Origin of the sequence: Flavobacterium johnsoniae UW101 (assembly GCF_000016645.1) — a bacterium.
Lineage (GTDB): Bacteria > Bacteroidota > Bacteroidia > Flavobacteriales > Flavobacteriaceae > Flavobacterium > Flavobacterium johnsoniae.
In genome coordinates this window covers 2,306,175-2,325,275 of the sequence record NC_009441.1, presented here as the reverse complement: position 1 = coordinate 2,325,275, position 19,101 = coordinate 2,306,175, and the positions used below count along the sequence as shown (strand labels likewise).

9 protein-coding genes and 2 rRNA genes are annotated in these 19,101 nt (G+C 35.9%); 3 read left to right on the top strand and 8 right to left on the bottom strand.

Annotation, left to right across the window (positions count from 1 at the left end; translation table 11 throughout):
• Positions 1-150: 150 nt before the first annotated feature.
• The 4 genes from FJOH_RS10385 to FJOH_RS10370 all read right to left on the bottom strand — a co-directional run bounded on the left by FJOH_RS10385 (position 151) and on the right by FJOH_RS10370 (position 4,086).
• Positions 151-693: a YbhB/YbcL family Raf kinase inhibitor-like protein gene (locus tag FJOH_RS10385; protein ID WP_012024064.1), complete on the bottom strand. Its 543-nt coding sequence runs from the start codon at positions 691-693 to the stop codon at positions 151-153.
• A 67-nt stretch (positions 694-760) separates the two neighbouring features.
• Entirely contained in the window at positions 761-1,621 is an 861-nt protein-coding gene (locus FJOH_RS10380; protein ID WP_012024063.1) for a helix-turn-helix domain-containing protein, read from the bottom strand.
• 25 nt (positions 1,622-1,646) lie between these two features.
• On the bottom strand, positions 1,647-2,678 hold the full coding sequence (locus FJOH_RS10375) for a LacI family DNA-binding transcriptional regulator (protein WP_012024062.1): 1,032 nt from the start codon (positions 2,676-2,678) through the stop codon (positions 1,647-1,649).
• Positions 2,679-3,639: 961 nt separating this feature from the next.
• The gene (locus FJOH_RS10370; RefSeq protein ID WP_012024061.1) at positions 3,640-4,086 is read right to left on the bottom strand and encodes a PepSY-like domain-containing protein; all 447 of its coding nucleotides are present in this window, start codon (positions 4,084-4,086) and stop codon (positions 3,640-3,642) included.
• A gap of 288 nt (positions 4,087-4,374) precedes the next feature.
• Between FJOH_RS10370 and FJOH_RS10365 the strand changes: the two genes are divergently transcribed.
• Both FJOH_RS10365 and FJOH_RS10360 read left to right on the top strand, forming a co-directional pair.
• Positions 4,375-6,567: a tetratricopeptide repeat-containing sensor histidine kinase gene (locus tag FJOH_RS10365; protein WP_012024060.1), complete on the top strand. Its 2,193-nt coding sequence runs from the start codon at positions 4,375-4,377 to the stop codon at positions 6,565-6,567.
• 12 nt (positions 6,568-6,579) lie between these two features.
• The gene (locus FJOH_RS10360) at positions 6,580-7,221 is read left to right on the top strand and encodes a response regulator transcription factor (RefSeq protein WP_012024059.1); all 642 of its coding nucleotides are present in this window, start codon (positions 6,580-6,582) and stop codon (positions 7,219-7,221) included.
• Here FJOH_RS10360 and FJOH_RS10355 read toward each other — a convergent pair whose 3' ends face one another.
• A complete protein-coding gene (locus FJOH_RS10355; RefSeq protein WP_012024058.1) occupies positions 7,222-8,136 on the bottom strand; it encodes a PorP/SprF family type IX secretion system membrane protein in 915 nt (304 codons plus the stop codon).
• Between the two features lie 3 nt (positions 8,137-8,139).
• Positions 8,140-14,334, bottom strand: a complete 6,195-nt coding sequence (locus FJOH_RS10350) for a T9SS C-terminal target domain-containing protein (protein ID WP_012024057.1) — start codon at positions 14,332-14,334, stop codon at positions 8,140-8,142.
• Positions 14,335-14,507: 173 nt separating this feature from the next.
• Between FJOH_RS10350 and FJOH_RS10345 the strand changes: the two genes are divergently transcribed.
• Positions 14,508-15,527 (top strand): proline-specific peptidase family protein, encoded by a 1,020-nt coding sequence (locus FJOH_RS10345; RefSeq protein ID WP_012024056.1) that lies wholly within the window; start codon positions 14,508-14,510, stop codon positions 15,525-15,527.
• A 266-nt stretch (positions 15,528-15,793) separates the two neighbouring features.
• On the opposite strand, the gene rrf is transcribed toward FJOH_RS10345, so the two are convergent.
• Together rrf and FJOH_RS10335 are read right to left on the bottom strand one after the other, a co-directional pair.
• Positions 15,794-15,903 (bottom strand): 5S ribosomal RNA (gene rrf / locus FJOH_RS10340).
• Positions 15,904-16,055: 152 nt separating this feature from the next.
• Positions 16,056-18,939: ribosomal RNA gene (locus tag FJOH_RS10335) — 23S ribosomal RNA — on the bottom strand.
• Positions 18,940-19,101: the final 162 nt, after the last annotated feature.

The window sequence follows — 19,101 nt, the reverse complement described above, 5'->3', positions numbered from 1 at the left end:
GGTTGCGTAAAAATATAGGATTGTTATTTAAGAAAAAAATTTTAGCTCTGTTTTTTTCAAAAAAATAATTCTATAACAAATAAAAGCAGGATAATTATAAAAACTATCCTGCTTTAACTGGGTTGGATTTAAAGTTAAATCCTGAAATTATTATCGTTTGTAATAGGCTATGATACTGGCTTTTGCCAAAGTCTGGTTCCAAAGATTAAATCCTACTACTGCCGGATTTGTATTTTCATCTGTTCCCAATTTATCCGTTTTTAAGGCATAAACGGTAATGATGTATTGATGAAATCCATGACCAACCGGCGGACAAGGACCTCCAAATCCTTTAATTCCGAAATCAGTAACACTTTGAACAGCGCCTTTTGGAACAAGGTTTTTAGTTCCAGCACCTGTAACCAATTCGTTTACGTTTGCCGGAATATCAACTACTACCCAATGCCAGAATCCGCTTCCTGTCGGCGCATCCGGATCGTACATGGTTACAGCAAAACTTTTAGTTCCTTCTGGAGCGTTTTTCCATGATAATTGCGGTGATTGATTTTCACCTGAACATCCAAATCCGTTGAATTCCTGAACTTTTGTAGTTTCTCCTCCTAAATCTTTACTGGTTAGGGTAAATGTTTTTTGGGCAAAAATTGTTGTTGTAAAAATTAAAGACAACACCAAAATTAAATTTAGCTTTTTCATTTTACTTGGTTTTAAAATTTAAAGCAAATTTAGATTCTGCTATGCCAGCGAAACTTTAGGGAAAGGATCAAAAACTGTTGCTAAAAGTCCAGTTTTTCTGATTTTGTTTTGGCGTTACGCCGTATTTTAATTTATAAGCCTGCGTAAAACTGGACAGGTTTTCGTAACCAACTTCAAAATATATTTCTGATGGATTTTTTTGTTCTTGCTGCAATAAATAATGAGCAAACTCCAGTCTTTTGTTTTGAAACCATTTTATTGGAGATTCGGCGTAATGTTTTTCAAATTCTCTTTTGAATGTTGAAATACTCATATTACATAAAAATGCCAGTTCTTTTAAAGTGAGTTTACTTAAATGACTGTTTTCAATTACCTGAATAAACTTTTGCGTAGCATTATTACTATTTACAGTTAAGGAGTACAGAAACTTTGTTCCATACTTTTCGGTAAGATAAAGCATGATTTCTTCCAGCTTCACTTCTAATAATTTGGATTTTATTTCTCCCGAAAGTTTAGAAATATCTACTAAGCTGTGTACAAATCTTTGTATGAAATCATCATAATCAAAAGCATAAACAGACTTGGTGTCAACTGATTCAAAATCATTTATTTCCATTTTTCTAATGAAATTATGAATCATTTCGTTAGAAAAAAACAAGAGTACGCTTCTATAATTTGAGGCTTCCGAAATCCTTTTTTCTGTCATTAAACAATTTCCTGATCTCATTATTAAAAACTTAGAAGCATCTATAGACAAGGACGCATTATCGAAAACAGCTTCTTTTGTCCCTTCAATAAGAAAACTAATTATATTCTGGTTTAGAATAATCTGCTGTTTCGAAACATCTTTAGAACTTCTGTAATCCACAACATGTATTTGCTGTGTTTTTTCTAAATTCATTTCATCGGGAAGTGTAATGGTATGCATAAATGACAATTTAATTCTTTCTCATTTACTCTTTACTAGATGACTCTCTGGCAAGGACTTCTGTATTTAAAAAGGTAATTTCTTTGGCATCATCATTTTTAGATGACTTTAGATTTTTGATAATAATTTCAGCTGCTGCTTTTCCCATTTTTTCTGCAGGATGCGTAATTGTAGATAAATTAGGGTCTATAATCTGCGAAATAGGGTCGTTGTTAAAGCCAATTACTTTAAATTCTTCGGGTACTTTAGTACCTCTTTTTTTAGCAGTCTGAACGGCACTTACAGCCAGAATATCTCCAGGTGCAAACAATCCGTCCGGAATTGGTTTTAAATCGAATAAAGCATTGCTGGCTTTTACACCATCTTCGTAAGTAACTGAATTTAAATTGATAATCAATTCTTCTTCCACTTCGATATTATGATCTTTTAAGGCTTCTATATACCCTCTTTTTCTTTCGTTGTACAGATTTCCTAATTCTGATCCTGCTGTTAAATGCGCAATACGAATACAGCCCTGTTCAATAAGATGCTTTGTTGCTTTATAACCTGCTGTATAGTTATCGATAACTACTCTAAAAGTGTTGTAGTCTTTTGGCACCCTATCGACAAAAACCAGTGGAATATTATTGTTTGAAAACTGATGAAAGTGTGCCGTATCTCTGGTTTCCATTGCTAATGAGCAAATTACACCGCTTACACGATTGGAATACAAAGATTTCGCCATATTTACTTCTTCTTCATACGAGTCATGCGACTGCATAATGATTACGGTATAATCGGATTTTTGGGCCGTGATTTCAATTCCGCTGATTAAAGATGATAAAAAGGGCTGTGTAACGGTGGGAATCAAAACACCAATAGTTCTGGTTTTGTTTCCACGCAAACCTGCCGCTAAAGTATTGGGAACAAACCCCATTTCTTCGGCAGTTTTTTTCACCTTCTTAATTGTCTTGTCACTTATCGTGTGATGGTCTTTTAAAGCGCGTGAAATAGTTGATGTTGCCAAATTAAGACGTTCGGCAATATCATAAATCGTTACATGTTTATTTTCTTCCATGAAATAAAAAATAAAGATGTAAATATAAACTATTTTCGTTCAAGATGTTCTTTCGTAAAAATTGGCATTAAATAAAAGAAGTTAGAAGAAAAAGTGTTAGACAATTTGATTTGATTGTACAGCTATTGTTTCAGTAAGCCCAGCGGGGCAGAATATTTATAGAAATTCAATAATACACATACAAAAGAGCTCAAGCGGAGCGAAATATAGAAGGATTGCAAAAAAACATTTCGCTCCGCTGGAGCTTTGCTATAGATAACAAATATTTTTTCTATATATATTTCGCTTCTCCGAAGCGGATCTTCAAATTAATTAGGATATCACTACAGCTGTTGTTTTTGTAAGCCTCAGCGGGGCAGAATATTTATAGAAATTCAATAATACGCATACAAAAGAGCTCCAGCGGAGCGAAATATAACAGATTGCTAAAAAATATTTCGCTCCGTTGGAGCTTTGTCATGGATAACAAATATTTTTTCTATACATATTTCGCTTCTCCGAAGCGGATCTTCAAATTAATTAGGATATCACTACAGCTGTTGTTTTTGTAAGCCCCAGCGGGGCAGAATATTTATAGAAATTCAATAATACGGGATAAAAAGAGCTTCACAGGAGGGAATATAGCAGCCAAAAATATTTCGCTCCTCTGGAGCTTTGTCATGGATAACAAATATTATTTCTATACATATTTAGCTTCTCCGAAGCTGATCTTCAAATTAATTAGGACATCACTACAAAGTGTTGCTTCAGTAAGCCCCAGCGGGGCTGAATATTTATAGAAATTCAATAACACGGATACAAAAGAACTCCAGCGGAGCGAAATATAGCAGGATTGCTGAAAAACATTTCGCTCCGCTGGAAGCTTTGTTATAGATAACAAATATTTTTTCTATACATATTTCGCTTCTCTGAAGCTGATCTTCAAATCAAAAAAATTAGGATGCTTAATTTTTATAAATTATTAATTTTTGACATTATTCTTTTTGTCTTTTAGAATTTTACCGTCTTTGGTAAATTCCAAATCGATTTTATTGGTCAAATCGACATCGAGATCTTTGTGTCCATAGTCGATGTGCGTTATTTTTTCGTTGGGATGATTTTTGGCTACATAAGCTTTTATATTATCCGGAATAAAATCAGTAGGAATTGGTTTGTCTCCACCGTCGACTTCTCGGTATGAACCGTCTTTCCAAAACTCAACTTCAGTTCCGTCTTTAAGTTTGACTTCATACCCTTTTTCACCGTGTTCAGGATCCTTTTGAGCTTTTTCTATCAAAGTATGGCTAAAATGTTTCTTTAAGAATTCCTGCGCTGGTTTTGGCAGTTCGGTTACTTCAATTTTCTTTTGTGCGCTGGCCGAGATTGCTGCGATTAACAATGCTATGGCTAAAAATATTTTCGTTTTCATAATTCATTTCGTTTAAATGTAGTGTTACTAATTTACCACTTCAAAATATGCTTTCAAATTAATTTAAGAAATTTTTAATCTTTTTAAAATTCATAACAAATTGATTAACAAATAGTTTAAACTATAATTTCATACTAAAATTATATCACAACTTTACCTAAAAAATTTATTTTAAGAAATGGCTGTTTGATGCTTTTATAGTATTTTTACCTTTCCGGTTCGACAAAGACCGAGATCATAAACCCCAAGTTTACAATACTTTAAAAACTTACTCGAAACCAAAAACACATGACAATCTGGTCAGGAAGACTTTATTTATTGATCTTCATCTTTTTATCGTTCAGCCTGCACGCGCAGATTGAAACTAAAAAGAAGACTTTTATTTCCAGAAATCCTGTAACAATTAAAGAGGATAAAAACACACTGGCGCTTTATGATTTATACAATAAAGGAGACGAAAAAAAGGCGTATAAAAAAGCGCATTCAATTTTAAAATCTGGTACTGCCGACAACAGAGCTCTCGCCCGAACTAATCTGCTTCTGGCTTATTATTTTAATAAAAGAGCCATTATTGATTCTTCTATTTATTATACCAACCAGGCTTTAAAATTCAACACTGTTGTAAACGACTCTTTAAAAAACAGGCTTTTTTCACTTGGCTATAATCTTTTGGCCATCAATTATAAAAAAAGAGGTTTGCTGAATGAGAGTAAAAAATGGCATTTAAAAGGTATTGAAGCTTCTCAAAAATACAACGAAATAAATCTTTTTTATACGCACACGCATGGTTTAGCACAGACTTACAGCGAATTGGGCGATTACAGAAATGCACTGCAATTGTTTAAACAATGTCTTGAATATAAAGATGATAATGAAATTATTCTGGGCAGTTACATCAATATTGGCGATATTTATTCGAAACTGAAAGACTATGATAATGCCAGTATTTTTTATAAAAAAGGAAAAGCACTCTCTGAAAAAACCAATAATAACCAGGGACGTGTTATTGTTTTATTGGGACTTGGCGAAAATTATCAATTACAAAAAAAGCATCAGGAAGCTTTAAAAATGTTTCAGGAAGCGCTTGCTATTGCTGATAAAAGTGAACTGAATCAATTGTCAATTGTTTCCCGAAGCAGTATTGGCGATACTTATATTTCGTTGAAAAAATATAACGAAGCAAAATTGATATTTTCTGAGGCACTTCAGAAATCGGTCCATTTTGGTCTGCTTCAAAATCAGAGTTCTATTTATGATGAGTGGAGAAAAATAGCCATTCTTCAGGACGATTATAAAAGTGCTTATTTGTTTTTCGAAAAGTCAGCTATCATAAAAGATTCTATCAATAATCTTCAGAAAATAAAAGAGATTAACGAACTGGAAGTCAAATACAAAACGGCGCAGAAACAAAAAGAAATTGAAGCTTTGAAGTTTGAAAACGAAGCTAAAAAACTGACGCTTGCCAATCAGGAAGAAGCTATTAAAAACATGATTCTGCAGGAAGAAATTTCGAAAAAGAATAATGAAAATACGATTCTGGCGTATCAGAATTCATCAAACAAAAAACGAAATGAAATAGCGCTTTTAAAGAAAGACCAGCAATTTAAAGCCTTGGAAATCAATCAGCAGAAAAAAATAAGATGGTTTACTATTATTGCTTTTCTGATTTTAATGATTCCTATAATTGGTCTTTTGTTTCAGTATTACAAACGTTTTAAAGTACAGCATTTACTGAACATTAAACAGGCGGAAATCAGTTCTCAAAAAATAGATGGTATTTTGAAAGAACAGGAATTAGAGTTGATAAAAGCATCGATTAGCGGACAGGATAAGGAAAGACAGCGTATTGCGCAGGAACTTCATGACAGTATTGGCGGTAATTTAGCCGCTATAAAATTACAGGTCAATCATTTGAATGCTTCCGATTTTTCTAATATTCAGAAAATCAGCCTTCAATTGGATGAGACGTATCAGCAGGTTCGGAATTTATCGCATACACTTCTTCCGAAGAAATTCAGCCAGAATAAATTTTTAGAAGTTCTGGAGTCGTATTTAAAAAATATCAGCGAAGCCAGCAAAATCAAGATTTCTTATATTCCGTATCCGAAGAAAGAAATTAATGAACTTGATGAAAATATTCAGATTGAAATTTTTAAAATTATTCAGGAACTTTTAACGAATACGATTAAACATGCAAAGGCTTCGGAAGTGGAAATTCAGCTGAATTATATTGAAAATATATTGAATGTTTTGTTTGAGGATAATGGAATTGGTTTTGAAACGAAAAATCATTCGAAAGGAATTGGATTTATTAATCTGGAAAACCGAATTAAGAAATTAAATGGCTCTTTTGTAATTGATTCTAAACTAAAACGAGGCTCTATTTTTAATATCGAAATTCCAATTGCAGAGCCGAAACCTAAAGCGAAAATAAAAGGCATTGATTTGAAAAATCAGCTTGATGAATTAAAAAGCAACTAATATATTTGTTGAATGAACCAAATTAACCTACTTATTGCCGACGATCATACGATGTTTCTACAGGGGATTATTTCTCTTTTGGAGCAGGAACCCAATATTACTATTATTGACAAAGCGGTAAACGGAATTGAAGCGCTGGAAATTATTAAAAAGGGAGTTGTTGATTTTATTATTCTGGATATCAGCATGCCTGAGATGGATGGAATTGAATTGAGTAAAATTCTGAAAAAACAACATCCGAATGTCAAAATACTAATTGTAAGTACACACAGCAATGTGATGATTGTTTCCAGGCTGATTAGAATTGGCGTAAACGGTTATTTGCTGAAAAATGCTGCAAAAGAAGAACTTCTGAAAGCAATTAACACGATTGCTTCGGGAGAGAATTATTTTGCTGAAGAACTGGAAGAAAAACATCTTTCGAATAGTTCGAAAATCGAAAAGCAGGTTTCTAACTTAACTGAGCTAAGTTCCCGTGAAAAAGAGATTTTGGTTTTGATTGCCCACGAATACAATACGGCTGAAATTGCCGAAAAAACGTTCATTAGTTTAAATACCGTAAATACGCACCGCCGTAATTTATTATCTAAACTGAATGCTAAAAATACGGCAGGTCTTGTAAAATATGCAGTCGAAAATGGTTTAGTTGATTAACTAAAACCCTTTGCCCGCTCTGTAGTTTAAAACTAATCCAAAAGTGTCGGGAATTACTACATTGTCAATAGATTTATTGTAAGTACAGATAACCCTGAAATTGTCTGAAAGGTGAAATCCGGCTAGAAAATTCAGTGTTTTTGAAGTTCGGTAACCACCGCCAAATTCTACTTTATTTTTATAATTGATTAAAAGATTCAGATCGGCCTGAAACGGCGCTCCTTCTACATATTTAAATAATACGCTTGGATTGACCAGTACTTCTTCAAAACGATTGGTGAAAAATTTATAACCAAAATAACTGTAATACACGTTTTTTAAATGGGTATTATTACTTGAATTAAAAGCAGAACTTAAGAGATTTGGAGACGATAATCCGAAATAAATCTGATCTCGGTTATACAAAAACCCAACTCCAAAAGTGGGTGTAAAACTGTTGATGTTTTCCTGAAATTCAGGATCATTTTCGATTCCCAAACGAGTCAGGTTTTCGTTGTAAAGCATTGCTCCAGCTGTAACTCCAAAAGAAATTATACTGGGATCGTATGCCCACCATTTTCCATATTTATAATCTGAATCGTAATAGATTTTATAGGAGTAAGAGGTAAAAAAACTGGTTGTATTGGTTACTCCTATCTGGTCATGCGAAATTCCTGCAGCCAAACCTATTTTTTCTCCCCATGTTAATTTATTTACCGAAAGATCAAAATTCTTTGGACTTCCTTCTACTGAATTAAAATAACCATTTGTAATCATAGCAATATCAATATCATGGTAATATCCGGCATGGGCAGGATTTAGTAAAACGGCATTGTAATTATAACTTGAAAAAACAGGTGTCTGCTGTCCATAAGCTCTTTCTAAAAAAATGATGATTATGAATAAGGTTAAGATTATATTGATTTTAGTTTTCATGAATTAACGTTTTAAAACAAGGTATCCCTTGAGTTTTTTAAAATGATGGGGCTGATTAACACGGATTTCGAAGAAATAAGTTCCTTCTGGCAGTTGACTGGCTCCAAGATTTCGGCTTTTATTGGCAATTCCGCTAAAAACATTTGTGGAGTTGTCGTAGCCTTTGGTTTGGTAAACCAAATCGCCCCAACGGCTGTAAATCAGGACTTCATTCTCTGGATAATCTGTTATTTTGTCAATTTCCCAGAAATCGTTAATTCCGTCACCATTTGGTGAAAAACCATATTTTGTTTCGTCTTTTTCTAATGGAATAACGGTTATGGTTACTGAATCTTCGGCCTGACAACCTTCTTTATTGGTAAAAACTACAGTGTAAGTTGTGGTTTCCTGAGGCGTCGCAATTGGATTTCCAACTTTAGTATTGTTTAATCCTGCTGAAGGTGACCATGAAAAAGAACCATTTTCTAAAGCAACAGCCTGCAGTTTAACAAACTGACCTTCATTAATTTCAATATCTTCTCCTGCATCTACCAAAACAGGATATGCAAAGAGATGGAAAGAACATTCTGAAATATTATTGCTTTTATCTGAAACCTTGATCGTAATAGTCATTCCGTCTGAAAACTTTGTTCCAGGTAAAGGAGACTGAATAATTACAGGGTTTGGATCTGTATTATCGGTTACAAAAATCATTTTGGTATAATCCGGAACCTGACTTACACTGCAATCAAACATTTGGTCTGCGATACAGGTAAAAACTGGTGCCTGCGTATCTTTTACAAGATTAATTTTGAATGTACATGACGTATTATTACCGCTGTTATCTGAAACATTCATTGTTACGTTCATTCCGTCAGTAACATTTGCTCCCAGAGATGGGACTTGTGTTATGATTAAATTCGAATCGCAATTATCGGCTGCAGTAATCATGGTTCGATAATCTGGAAGAATATCTCCAATGTTTAAATTCTGGTCTGCAATACAATTAATCGACGGCGCTGTTACATCTGCAGATATATTAACTTTAAAACTGCAGTTTGATTGATTATCAGAGGCGTCTTTAGCCGTTATTGCAATAGTCATTCCGTTTGTTAAAACACTTCCCGCAGGCGGATTTTGAGTAATTACAGGATAAGGATCGCAATTATCATTTGCTGTAACTAAAGGCGTATAATCTGGAATTGTACTGCCGCATGATAAAGTTTGATCTCCGATATAAGTGATTACTGGCGCAGTCACATCTGCGGAAGCGTTTACTTTAAAACTACAAATTGAACTATTATTTGAAACATCTTTTGCGGTAATGATAATCGTCATTCCGTCTATAAAAGCACTTCCAGCGATTGGATTTTGTGTTAGTACAGGATTAACATCTTCTGCATCAGTAACAGTTACAAGATTTAGGTAATCTGGGATTATTTCAGTTCCGCAAGATACTGTTTGATCTGAAATACACTCAATTACTGGCGGATTTGTATCTGCTGTGGTACTAATCTCAAATTTACATTCAGAGGTATTTCCAGACGCATCAACAGCCAATAGTACAACTTCTGTATTGGTTCCATCGTAAACTGAACCTGCAACTGGTGTCTGCGTAATTTTAGGAGCTGAGTCACAGTTATCTGTAACTGTAATACTATTGACATAATCTGGCAGTAAATCTCCTGAATTTAAGACCTGATTGCTTGGACAATTTGCAATTACAGGAGCTGTAATATCTGTATATTTGCTTCCAAAAATTAAATACGAAATTCCAGGATTATGATTAGGTTCAAAAGTATATTTTGTATCGCTGCTTCCTATTAAAATATCATCTATACCATCTTTATTAGCATCATTAAAGTAGCTCACACTATATTTCGTTCTATAGGGTAATTTAATTTTTAAGGCATCAGCTGCAGTTATAGTATTTAGGTTTATAGAAGAATTCCAAGCATTCCTTCCATACACAATATAAATGTGATTTTGATACACCACGGCTATATCATCCATTCCATCTGCATTAAAATCACCATATCCACTATATTCATGTAAATACTCTAGTGTATTAATAATAATTTTAAATCCATTTGTTCCATTTAAGTCCTTCAGGTCAAAAGTAGAAGGGAATGAACTTTTTCCAAACAATACATAATTATCAATTCCTACATCATTGAAGGAATCCCCATTAACGTCTCCTAAAGCCTTAACCTGATAATATTGATTTGTGCTTAGTGTATTGGCTGAATTTTCAATTCTGAAACCATTTGTACCATTTAAACTGGAAGTATTGAGTTTAGCTGGTAAGCCCGAAGTCCCAAAAACAACATATCGATATTTTGTAAAATCTCCCGAAAAAATGAGATCAACTATGCCATCGCCATTTATATCACCCGGTGCTTCGATGGTTTGGCCTACATCTCCTTCAATTATAAATGAAGAAGAACTAGTTAGATCATCAATATTAAGTGAGGCAGGAAAATTAGTGTTGCTGCCAAAAATTATGTATGCTTTTTTAACTCCTCCAGATCCTTTATTAGCAGATAAAATAGCAATATCACTATAAGAATCATTATTAAAATCACCAATATTACTAATTGCTGTTCCTAAAAATTCATCGTAAGTATTGCCTATAATTTTAAATCCATTATTTCCATCTAAGCTGGAAAGCGGCAATTGTGCAGCAAAAGGTGTTTTTTTTCCATAAATAAGATATACTGTTCCTGCAAAATATTTCCCTAAATTTAATTTCTGACGATCACTAAGCATTAAGTCGTCAATACCGTCTCCATTAATATCGCCTCCACTGCTCACATCATAAGCTAATTCGGCAGGTACGCTCAAAACATCATCAAAAATTTTGAATCCGTTACTTCCATTGAGCTGCCCTAAATTTATATTAGGAGGAAATCCGGCATCTGTTCCAAATACGACATAACATCCGTAATTTTTTGCTCCAATAAGAAAGTCCTGTATTCCATCTCCGTTTATATCGCCGGCTCCACTTGTTGTATAACCTGCTCTTTCTCCTGCTTTTTCACCATATAAAATTAATCCGTTGCTTCCGTTTAGCATCTCTCCGTCAATACTAGATGTATTGCAGTCTAAATCAAACGTTTCTGTTTTTAATTTCACTAAAAATGTGCACGAACTCTCATTAGCTGATTTATCTTTAACTGTAATGGTTACATTCGTATCGGTCGTAAATAAAGTCCCAACAGGCGGAGTTTGAGTAAAAACTAATTCATAATTTGGAGTATTATCATCACTGATATCTTCTAAAAAATGGACATAATTAGGCAGTAAAGAATTTACATATAGTTCTTGATTTGCTGGACAAACAATCACCGGACTTGCACTGGCCATTAATGCTGCTGTAAATTTACACTCTGATGTATTACCACTCGCATCTACAGCTTTGAGTGTAATATTTACTGTAGTGCCATCAAATACAGAACCTGCTGTAGGAGTTTGTATTATTAAAGGTTTGTCATCACAATTATCCGTAACAGTAATTGATTTTGTATAATCAGGAATTAAATCTCCTATACTTAAAACTTGATTTGCAGGACAATCGGCTATGATTGGTTTTTCTGTATCGGTTATTTTTTTTCCAAAAACCACATATGCTGTACCAGGATTCCAATTTACTTTTAAATTACTTCCATACGAATCAGGACTGGTTCCAATAATCAAATCACTTATTCCGTCTTTATTGACATCACCTGCGAAATTTATTGCAGTTTTATGGCTATATATATTTGGTATGTTAAGTTTTAAAAACTCATTATTTGATATAGAATTTAAGTTTACAGTTGAGTTCCATGTATTTTTACCATATAAAATACCAGTATCAAAGAAACAATCATCGATTCCGTCTCCGTTAAAATCTCCAGCATATCCAAAATTATTACCAAAATAATTAGTCACTTTGAATCCATTGCTTCCGTTTAAATCCTCTAAATCAACAGTTTTAGGAAAAGCAGTTCTTCCAAACAATATATAGTTTGACGTTACAAAAATGTCATTAATACCATCACCATTAATATCTCCAGCCTTAGCCATTCCTGCATAAGAATATAATGGAGTTTCAGAGTTTTCAACCACAAATCCATTTGTTCCATTTATTTGCGAAATATTAAATACTGCTGGGAAATTAGCTGAACGTCCAAAAACTACAAACAGCTTACTTTGTGAAGAATCATTACAGCCTAGACCTATATCTGGAATATTATCTCCGTTAACATCTCCCAAAGCAGAAAGATTTTTACCAATTTTTCCAATTATCGCATCTCCTGTAATGATAAAGCCGTTTGTACCATCAATATCATTAACCCTAATAATTGCTGGAAAGCTTCCGTTTTTCCCATAAATAATAATACATTTTCCATTTCCTGCCCCAGATCCTCTAGTAATTACAGCTATATCCTGAAAACCATCACCGTTAACATCTCCTACGGGTGTTATTGCATTTCCTACATTACCATAATTATCATTACCTATAAGAGTAAAACCATTTGTACCGTTTAAAGTCGATAAATTGAAATCAGCAGGAAATCCACCGTTCTTTCCAAAAATGAAATACACATGTCCAACTTCAGGACCATAAGCAGATTGTCTAGTTGGATCACTAATCATAAAATCGTCTATACCATCACCATTGATATCTCCAGCACTACTTACATCATATCCTGTTTCAGGAAAATTGCTTGAAGGAATATCATTTCTAATGGAAAAACCATTTGTTCCATCCAGTAATCCTAAATCAATATTTGGCGGGAAGCCAGTAGTTTTTCCAAAAACAACAAACGCCGCGCCACGAATAATTTTGTAAATTTTATCTTTTCCATACCAAGGATTATAATTACCCGGAGCTCCAATTATAAAATCATCTATACCGTCGTTATTTATATCTCCCGTTGTATTCACACTGAAACCTGATTCTCTGACTTTTGTATCTCCAAAAACCGTAAACCCGTTGCTGCCATTTAAATTTGAAACATTAAAACTTGTCGTTTTACAATTAATTTCTTCCGTACTGGTTTTTAATTTTACCAAAAAGGTACACGAACTGCTGTTTCCTGCCTCGTCAGTTGCAGTAATTTTTACATTTGTATCAGAAGTAAATAAAGTTCCCTGACTGGGGGTTTGAGTAAAGATCAAATCAAATGGATCTGTAACATTATCTGTAATATTGGCTAAAAAGGAAACGTAATTTGGCAAAGTAGAATTCGCAAATAATTCCTGATTTACGGGACAAGAAATAACTGGAGGTTCACTATCTAAACTAGTAATTGCTTCTACTGTAAAAGCACAAATTTCACTATTTCCAGAATTATCAATTGCTGTCATTGTAACCGTCATACCTGGTATAAAAGCAGTACCTGCAACAGGACTTTGCGTAACAACTGGACTCGCATCGCAATTATCACTTACGGTAACTTCGCTAACATAATTAGGTAAAACACTGCCCAAAGCCAATTTCTTATTGCTTGGACAGCTAATTATCGGTTTTGTAACATCAGGATTAGCGGTAATTATAAAATTGCAATACGATTTATTCCCAGTCTTATCAGAATATTCAATTTCTACAGGAGTTGGAATACCATAAAAAATAGTTCCTGCTGCAGGAGTCATTTTATACTTTAAATTAATACTGCAATCATCATGAAGGTTCATCATTGGACTGATAGCATAATTAGGTATCACATCTCCACAATTCAATTTGATACTGCTGGGGCATGTAAATGTTGGAGGAGTGACATCTGGAGTAACAGCGGTAACAATAATACTGCAATGACTTATGTTTCCCGCATCATCTGCTGCAGTAAATTGAATTTCCATTCCATCATAAAAAAAAGAACCTTCTCCCGGATATTGCGTTACATCAATTTCCGTATCAATATTATCATTTACTGTCAACAAATCAAAATAACTTGGAACTGGCATTCCACAATTCAATTTTTGATCGGGTGGACAAATCAATGTAGGAGGTTCGGTATCTGCAGTAGATTTTGCAGTTTTGGTAATACTCTTTTTTGAAGTAACCTTTATAGTTTTACTAACTGAATGAAAGTCATTTTTATTAATAAGCGTAACAATATTAGAATCTGACTTATTTATATCTTTTTCCTGAGCATAAATTGATCCAAAAGAAAAAAAAGTTGTAAACAGTAAAACTAACTTTGCTTTTTTAGTTAAAATCTTAAATTTTATCATACTGAGGTATTATAATTTGCAAATACTATTTAAAGTGCAAAACTATAATCTCACTATTTCTTTCACATCACTATAAATAATGATTTTTGAACTCTGGCATAAAATAATACAATCAAAAAGTCTACTGCAAAATATAATTTGTAAATTAGTCTAAATCATTAAAAACTAAAACCATGCGCAGTATTATTGTCCTTTCCTCTCTTTTACTTTTAACATCATGTAAAAATGAAAACAATACCAATATCTTATCAGACTATTTTACATATGACAAAGAAAAAGTAGAAACTGCCGGGGTAAAAATGATTCCAATAAAAACACCCGTTGGAGAATTTAAAGTCTGGATAAAACGATTTGGTACTAATCCAAAAATCAAAGTTTTATTATTGCATGGAGGACCAGCAATGACTCACGAATACATGGAATGCTTTGAAACATTTTTCCAGCGTGAAGGATTTGAGTTTTACGAATATGATCAATTAGGATCTTACTACAGCGACCAGCCAAAAGATAGCAGCTTATGGACTATTGACCGATTTGTAGATGAAGTTGAACAAGTCCGCAAAGCAATAAATGCTGATAAAGATAATTTTTATGTTCTTGGAAATTCATGGGGAGGTATTCTTGCAATGGAATATGCATTGAAATATCAACAAAACATGAAAGGATTATTAGTTTCTAATATGATGGCAAGTGCCCCAGAATATGGAAAATACGCTGATGAAGTTCTGGCAAAACAAATGAAACCAGAAATTTTAAAGGAAATTAGAGATTTGGAAGCTAAAAAAGATTTTGAAAATCCACGTTATATGGAATTATTGCTTCCAAATTTTTATAAAGAACATTTATGCAGATTAAATGAATGGCCAGACGGATTAAATCGTGCCAGTAAACATGTAAATGGAGAAATTTATACCTTAATGCAAGGTCCTAGTGAATTTGGTATCAGCGGAAGATTAGCCAAATGGGACATTAAAAACAGACTTCATGAAATTACCATACCCACCCTCATGATTGGAGCAAAATACGACACAATGGATCCAAAAGCAATGGAAGAACAAAGTAAATTAGTCAAAAAAGGCCGTTATTTATACTGTCCAAATGGAAGTCATTTAGCAATGTGGGACGATCAAAAAGTGTTTATGAACGGCGTTATTCAGTTTATTAATGATGTAAATGATGAAAAAGTCAATTAAGCAACAAATACAAACAACTGATTTACAACATACAATATAAAATTAATTCTCTCAATATAGTTATTGGAAGCAAATCCAAAACTTTTATAAGTAATTAGAAAACCTTTCCTATGGTTTCAGGCGCAGGAAATCCTGTTATATATAATGATTAAATCCGGGGAGTATTTAAATTAAAGGCTTACAACCGGCGAAGATTTGGGTTCTTCGTTCCAAACATTCATAAAAGCAAAAAATCCTCATCAAATAAATGATGAGGATTCTTAAAAGAAAGGCGACGACATACTCTCCCACAAAACTGCAGTACCATCTGCGCAGGCGGGCTTAACTTCTCTGTTCGGGATGGGAAGAGGTGAGCCCCGCCGCAATAACCACCTTAAGGTCATTCGCTGCTAGCAGCTTTTAATTATTAATTATCAATTATAAATTGTTAATTATCAATTAAACAATATTTTAACATACTGAGATAAAGAAAAGTAAGTTTTTGTTTTAGAAAGTTTCCTCCCGGGCCTTTCGGCCCGGGAAAAGGGTGTACATAAGCTTACGGATTATTAGTACTACTCGACTATGACATTACTGCCTTTACATCTATAGCCTATCAACGTGGTCATCTTCCACGATCCTTAAAAGAAATCTCATCTTGTGGTGGGTTTCGCGCTTATATGCTTTCAGCGCTTATCCCTTCCCAACGTAGCTACTCTGCGGTGCCCCTGGCGGGACAACAGATACACTAGAGGTTAGTCCAATTCGGTCCTCTCGTACTAGAATCAGATCCACTCAAATTTCTAACGCCCGCAGTAGATAGAGACCGAACTGTCTCACGACGTTCTGAACCCAGCTCGCGTGCCACTTTAATGGGCGAACAGCCCAACCCTTGGGACCTTCTCCAGCCCCAGGATGTGACGAGCCGACATCGAGGTGCCAAACCCCCCCGTCGATATGAGCTCTTGGGGGAGATCAGCCTGTTATCCCCGGCGTACCTTTTATCCTTTGAGCGATGGCCCTTCCATGCGGAACCACCGGATCACTATGCTCTACTTTCGTACCTGATCGACCTGTATGTCTCTCAGTCAAGCTCCCTTATGCCATTGCACTCTACGCACGGTTACCAAGCGTACTGAGGGAACCTTTAGAAGCCTCCGTTACTCTTTTGGAGGCGACCACCCCAGTCAAACTACCCACCAAGCACTGTCCCCCGCATAGCGGGGTTAGGCCTCAGATAAACAAAGGGTTGTATTTCAACAATGACTCCACAACGCCTGGCGACGCCGCTTCATAGTCTCCAACCTATCCTACACATCATTTATCCAAGGTCAATACTAAGCTATAGTAAAGGTGCACAGGGTCTTTTCGTCCCACTGCGGGTAAACGGCATCTTCACCGTTACTACAATTTCACCGAGCTCATGGCTGAGACAGTGTCCAGATCGTTACACCATTCGTGCAGGTCGGAACTTACCCGACAAGGAATTTCGCTACCTTAGGACCGTTATAGTTACGGCCGCCGTTTACTGGGGCTTCAATTCAATGCTTCTCCGAAGATAACATCTCCTCTTAACCTTCCAGCACCGGGCAGGTGTCAGGCCCTATACTTCATCTTACGATTTTGCAGAGCCCTGTGTTTTTGATAAACAGTCGCCTGGACCTCTTCACTGCGGCCCTGATTGCTCAGGGCGACCTTTCTCCCGAAGTTACAGGTCTATTTTGCCTAATTCCTTAGCCATGAATCTCTCGAGCACCTTAGGATTCTCTCCTCAACTACCTGTGTCGGTTTACGGTACTGGTACTAATTACCTGAAGTTTAGAGGTTTTTCTTGGAAGCCCTTAGGCGCACTATCTCTTTGTCCGAAGACTCCGAGTACTATCGTATTTCACCAGTTCCTGCGCATTTTACTACAGGACCTATAGCTAGGTACTTCAACGAACTATTCCGTCAGTTCGCGGCGCTTTCATCACTCCGTCACCCCATCACAGTAATTAGTAGTACGGGAATATTAACCCGTTAGCCATCGACTGTCCCTTTCGGGTTCGCCTTAGGACCAGACTAACCCACAGCTGATTAGCATAGCTGTGGAAACCTTAGTTTTTCGGTGTGCGGGTTTCTCGCCCGCATTATCGTTACTTATGCCTACATTTTCTTTTCTAACCAGTCCAGCCCTCCTTACGAAAAACCTTCAACCCTGTTAGAATGCTCCCCTACCACTTGCAATTACTTGCAAATCCATAGCTTCGGTAATATGCTTATGCCCGATTATTATCCATGCTCGTCCGCTCGACTAGTGAGCTGTTACGCACTCTTTAAATGAATGGCTGCTTCCAAGCCAACATCCTAGCTGTCTGGGCAGACAAACCTCGTTCTTTCAACTTAGCATATATTTGGGGACCTTAGCTGATGGTCTGGGTTCTTTCCCTCTCGGACTTGGACCTTAGCACCCAAGCCCTCACTGTTAGTGAACATTATACAGCATTCGGAGTTTGTCAGGAATTGGTAGGCGGTGAAGCCCCCGCATCCAATCAGTAGCTCTACCTCTGTATAACTTTATAACTAACGCTGCACCTAAATGCATTTCGGGGAGTACGAGCTATTTCCGAGTTTGATTGGCCTTTCACCCCTACCCACAGGTCATCCGAAGACTTTTCAACGTCAACCGGTTCGGTCCTCCACTGTGTGTTACCACAGCTTCAACCTGCCCATGGGTAGATCACACGGTTTCGCGTCTAACACTACTGACTAAAGCGCCCTATTCAGACTCGCTTTCGCTGCGGATCCATACCTGAAGTACTTATCCTTGCCAGCAGCGTTAACTCGTAGGCTCATTATGCAAAAGGCACGCCGTCACCCCACGAAAGGGCTCCGACCGCTTGTAAGCGTATGGTTTCAGGATCTATTTCACTCCGTTATTCACGGTTCTTTTCACCTTTCCCTCACGGTACTGGTTCACTATCGGTCTCTCAGGAGTATTTAGCCTTAGCGGATGGTCCCGCCGAATTCAGACAGGGTTTCACGTGCCCCGCCCTACTCAGGATACCACTATCTATTACATTTATTACCCATACGGGGCTATCACCCTCTTTGGCGTCACTTTCCAGTAACTTCCGGTTCTGCATGCATAAAATGTCGTGGTCCTACAACCCCAGCACTGCCGTAACAGCACTGGTTTGGGCTAATCCGCGTTCGCTCGCCACTACTTACGGAATCACTTTTGTTTTCTTCTCCTCCGCCTACTTAGATGTTTCAGTTCAGCGGGTTTGCCCACCTATCGGTGTGCTATATCTTCAATATAGCGGGTTGCCCCATTCGGATATCTGCGGATCAATCTGTGTGTGCCAGTCCCCGCAGCTTTTCGCAGCTTATCACGTCCTTCATCGCCTCTGAGAGCCTAGGCATTCCCCATACGCCCTTATTTTGCTTATTGTACCAATCTTGTTACTTAAAACAAGACCGTTTTTTTTGTTTTTTACAATAAAATTGTAAAAAACGCTTTCTACTTTCTTATTATTTTCTTATCTCAATATGTCAATGAACTTTATCTAGTCAAAAGTCAAAAGTCGTCAAGTGAATCACTTTGGACTTTATG

What these genes read in the sequence shown, in the direction of transcription:
- FJOH_RS10355 (WP_012024058.1), bottom strand. Translation starts at nt 8,136, where the DNA reads ATGAAAACTAAAATCAATATAATCTTAACCTTATTCATAATCATCATT.
- FJOH_RS10380 (WP_012024063.1), bottom strand. Translation starts at nt 1,621, where the DNA reads ATGCATACCATTACACTTCCCGATGAAATGAATTTAGAAAAAACACAG.
- FJOH_RS10375 (WP_012024062.1), bottom strand. Translation starts at nt 2,678, where the DNA reads ATGGAAGAAAATAAACATGTAACGATTTATGATATTGCCGAACGTCTT.
- FJOH_RS10385 (WP_012024064.1), bottom strand. Translation starts at nt 693, where the DNA reads ATGAAAAAGCTAAATTTAATTTTGGTGTTGTCTTTAATTTTTACAACA.
- FJOH_RS10350 (WP_012024057.1), bottom strand. Translation starts at nt 14,334, where the DNA reads ATGATAAAATTTAAGATTTTAACTAAAAAAGCAAAGTTAGTTTTACTG.
- FJOH_RS10345 (WP_012024056.1), top strand. Translation starts at nt 14,508, where the DNA reads ATGCGCAGTATTATTGTCCTTTCCTCTCTTTTACTTTTAACATCATGT.
- FJOH_RS10360 (WP_012024059.1), top strand. Translation starts at nt 6,580, where the DNA reads ATGAACCAAATTAACCTACTTATTGCCGACGATCATACGATGTTTCTA.
- FJOH_RS10370 (WP_012024061.1), bottom strand. Translation starts at nt 4,086, where the DNA reads ATGAAAACGAAAATATTTTTAGCCATAGCATTGTTAATCGCAGCAATC.
- FJOH_RS10365 (WP_012024060.1), top strand. Translation starts at nt 4,375, where the DNA reads ATGACAATCTGGTCAGGAAGACTTTATTTATTGATCTTCATCTTTTTA.